Here is a 3,330-nt window from a genome sequence, read left to right as displayed (position 1 = left end):
GAAGCCGATGGTCAGCATCGACAGCATCACCAGCGTCCACAGCACCACCACCAGCGCCACGCCGCGCTCGCCCCGGTGCGGGTCGCGGGGCGCGGCGGGGCGGGGGTCAGCCGGCCTTGGCATCGCGCTGCGCCGACAGGCTGCAGAAGTCGCTCCCGTCCACGGCGGACGGGGCGGCGGGGGCGTTGGCGGAATCGGCCGCGGCCTGCGTGCCTTGTTGCGGCTGCGCCGGGTTCTGCGGCTGCTGCTGTTGTTGCGGCTGCTGCGGCTGTCCGGCCTGCTGCTGCCCCGCCGGGGCGTTCTGCTGCTGCCCGTCCGGGGTGGGGCCGTTGCCGGAGGTGATGGCGCGGACGCAGGCGGCCTCCAGATCGACCGGCAGCGGCACCACGATGTCCGGCCACACCGCCAGCCCCTCGGCGTCGCGGCTGCTCAGGCGGATCAGCCGTGGCGGTACCTCGCGGTCCGGCCAGGGCGACACCCAGCGCGGCCGCGATTCGCCGGGGATCGTCCCGAAATAGTCGAAGCGGTACGCGACCGGGCCGCGGGCCAGGACCAGGTCGTCGGTCGGCTTGGCATCGGCGAAGCCGGCCAGCCGCGGGTCGAAGCCGGCGCGGGAATAACGCAGGGTTGACTGGCCGGGCACGACATCGACGTAGAAGAAGGCGATGGCCAGGCCCGGGTCGCCGGGGAAGCCAGGATCGGCCACCACCAGCCCGATCCGGTCGGGATCGCCGCGGAAGGTGACGGCCGGCTTGGCGCCGGGCTGGGCCTGCCAGGTCAGCCGCCGGGCCGCCGCCGCCTCGCGCCGCAGCGTCGACTGCACCAGGGCGATCGTCTCCGACGCGTCGGCCGCCCGGGCGCCGCGGTCCCAGCCGGCGGTGACGAAGCGCAGCCCCCCGGTCAGCAGCACCATGATCAGCGCCAGCACGACCATGGCGATGATGGTCTCGAGCAGCGTGAAACCGCGCTGGCTGTCGGTGCCCGTCGTCATTGCACCGCCACCAGGGCCAGGGTGGTCATCTCAAAGCGTGGGCCGGACCGGGGCTCGACAGCGATGCGCAGCCGGGCCAGCCGGGCCTGGCGGGCCCCCAGCGCCACGGTCTGGCGCGGCGCCTGGTCCCAGCTGTCGGCGACAATCCGCCAGCGATAGCCGTCATCGGTCTCGCCGGACAGGGTGCTGCCCAGCTTCAGCGGCGTCGGCAGGCTGTCCAGCTGCGCCGCCAGCCCCTCGGCCACGATCGCCGCGCGCTGCAGCCCGTCGGCCCGGGCCATGCCCGTCATGCCGGTGCCGAAGATCCGGAAGATCACGGTCAGGATCAGTCCCAGGATGGTCAGGGCGACCACGACCTCGATCAGGGTGAAACCCCGCTCCCGGATTCTCGGCTCATGCGCCATTGCCGGGCTCCGTGACCCGCACCCGGCCAGTCAGCCAGTTGACCTCGACCTGATAGGCGCGGCCCTGGCCGGCCAGGCGGATGGTGCCGCCGGTCGACCGGCCGTCGGGCAGGAAGCGGATGGCCGGTCGGCCGGAGCGGTCGGCCGCGATCTCGGCGCTGGTGACGTCGACGGCGATGCCGTCGGCGATGCGGTGGCGCAGCGGCGCCGCGACCGGACCGAAGCTGCGGCCCGCCGGGTCGATCACCACGCCCTGCGGCCCGTCGCGCAGGATGGCGTCGCTGCGCGCCTGGCGCAGCTCCGACGCCAGCGTCGCCACGGTGCGCTTCAGCTGGGCCTGGGCCGAGCCGCGCGCCAGCATCGGCGGCACCAGCGCCGCCACGGCGCCGAGCACGACCAGGACCACCAGCAGCTCCAGCAGGGTGAAGCCGCGGTCGGTCCGGGCGACGGCCCGGGCCCGGTCGGCCTCACCAGCTGGTGATGTCGGCGTCATCGCCGCTGCCGCCCTCCTTCCGGTCGGCGCCCAGGGAATACAGGTCATAGGCGCCGTGCTGCCCCGGCGCGCGGTAGTTGTAGGCGCTGCCCCACGGATCCTCCGGCAGCGCGTTGCTGCGCAGATACGGCCCGTTCCAGCCGCGCACCCCGCCGGGGTTGGCCATCAGCGCCTTCAGCCCCTGGGCCGTGGTCGGATAGCCGCCGACATCGATGGCGTAGAGATCGAGGGCAGATTTGAAGTTCTCGATCTGCAGCCGCGCCGAATCCGCCCGGGCGCCGCCGAGATAGGACAGGATCCGAGGCCCCACCAGCCCGGCCAGCAGGCCGAGGATGACGAGCACGACCAGCAGCTCGATCAGGGTGAAGCCGGCCTGGCGGCGGCGACGGGCGGCGGCCGTGTCGTTGACGGTCGTGGCGTCGGCGGTCTGGGGCGAGGTCTGCATCGGGATCTATGGTCTCTCAGAAGGCAAGGTCGTTGATGCTGATGACGGCCAGCAGGATCGACATGACGATGCCGCCCACCGCCAGGCCGAGGATGATGATCAGGGCCGGCTCGACCAGCGTGACCAGCCGCTTGATCGCGGCTTCCAGCTTGCGCTCATAGGCCTCGGCGATATGCGCCGAGGTCATGTCGATCCGCCCGGTTTCCTCGCCGACGCGCAGCATCTGCACGGCGAGCGGCGGGAACAGCCCGATCTCGGCCAGCGGGTCGGCCAGGCCCCGCCCTTGTCGCACGCCGGTGATGACAGTCTCCATCGCGGCGGCGACGGCGGTGTTCGAGACCACGTCGCGGGACAGGGCGATGGCCGAGGGCAGGTCGACGCCGTTGCCGACCAGGGTGGAGAGGGTGCGGCAGAACCGTGCGGTGGCGAGGGTCCGCACCAGGGGTCCGACCAGCGGCAGGCGCAGCGCCGTCCGGTCCCAGGCCAGGCGCGGGCCGGGCAGGGCCAGCGCGCGACGGGCGACGATCACCGCGGCGACGACGGCGAGGCCGACCATCCAGCCGTAATTCTGGCAAAAGCGGCCGATGGCGATGACAATGGCGGTCGGGGTCGGCAACGCCGCCCCGGCATCCTTGAAGATGGTCTCGAACTGCGGCACCACGAAGGTCAGCAGCAGGAACACCGAGGCCAGCGAGACCACGATCAGGATGGCCGGGTACAGCATGGCGGAGACCACCATCTCGCGGGTCTTCTCGCCGCGCTCGCGCAGGTCGGCCAGCCGCTCCAGCACCACGTCGAGCGTGCCGGAGCTCTCGCCGGCGCGGACCATGTTGACGTAGAGCTTCGGGAACACCGGCCCCTGCTCCTCCAGCGCCGTGCTCAGGCTGGCGCCGGCCCGCACCCGGGCCAGCACCTGGGCGGCCATGGCGGGGACCGGGCCGGTGCCGGCGGACAGCGTCACCAGCGCCTGCTCCAGCGGCTGGCCGGCGGCCACCAG

At 73.0% G+C, this 3,330-nt stretch carries 5 protein-coding genes; all 5 read right to left on the bottom strand.

The window, feature by feature from the left end:
- Nucleotides 1-106: 106 nt before the first annotated feature.
- Nucleotides 107-991, bottom strand: coding sequence for a prepilin-type N-terminal cleavage/methylation domain-containing protein (locus P409_RS30005; RefSeq protein WP_034847042.1), 885 nt, complete (start codon nucleotides 989-991; stop codon nucleotides 107-109).
- Nucleotides 988-1,395, bottom strand: coding sequence for a type IV pilus modification PilV family protein (locus P409_RS36560; protein WP_052121577.1), 408 nt, complete (start codon nucleotides 1,393-1,395; stop codon nucleotides 988-990). The genes P409_RS30005 and P409_RS36560 overlap by 4 nt, the downstream gene beginning before the upstream one ends.
- Entirely contained in the window at nucleotides 1,385-1,888 is a 504-nt protein-coding gene (locus P409_RS29995) for a GspH/FimT family protein (protein ID WP_052121576.1), read from the bottom strand. The genes P409_RS36560 and P409_RS29995 overlap by 11 nt, the downstream gene beginning before the upstream one ends.
- Nucleotides 1,863-2,333 (bottom strand): type II secretion system major pseudopilin GspG, encoded by a 471-nt coding sequence (gene gspG, locus P409_RS29990; protein WP_081991928.1) that lies wholly within the window; start codon nucleotides 2,331-2,333, stop codon nucleotides 1,863-1,865. Before gspG ends, P409_RS29995 begins: the two co-directional genes overlap by 26 nt.
- A 16-nt stretch (nucleotides 2,334-2,349) precedes the next feature.
- Nucleotides 2,350-3,330: type II secretion system F family protein (locus P409_RS29985; protein ID WP_034847039.1), on the bottom strand; the 981-nt coding region annotated here is incomplete at its 5' end.

The sequence above is a fragment of the Inquilinus limosus MP06 genome, from assembly GCF_000767795.1.
Lineage (GTDB): Bacteria > Pseudomonadota > Alphaproteobacteria > DSM-16000 > Inquilinaceae > Inquilinus > Inquilinus limosus_E.
This window is presented reverse-complemented; position numbering and strand designations above follow the sequence as displayed.

Excerpts from the sequence above, each read along its gene's own strand:
- P409_RS30005 (WP_034847042.1), bottom strand. The coding sequence starts at position 991 with ATGACGACGGGCACCGACAGCCAGCGCGGTTTCACGCTGCTCGAGACC.
- P409_RS36560 (WP_052121577.1), bottom strand. The coding sequence starts at position 1,395 with ATGGCGCATGAGCCGAGAATCCGGGAGCGGGGTTTCACCCTGATCGAG.
- P409_RS29995 (WP_052121576.1), bottom strand. The coding sequence starts at position 1,888 with ATGACGCCGACATCACCAGCTGGTGAGGCCGACCGGGCCCGGGCCGTC.
- gspG (WP_081991928.1), bottom strand. The coding sequence starts at position 2,333 with ATGCAGACCTCGCCCCAGACCGCCGACGCCACGACCGTCAACGACACG.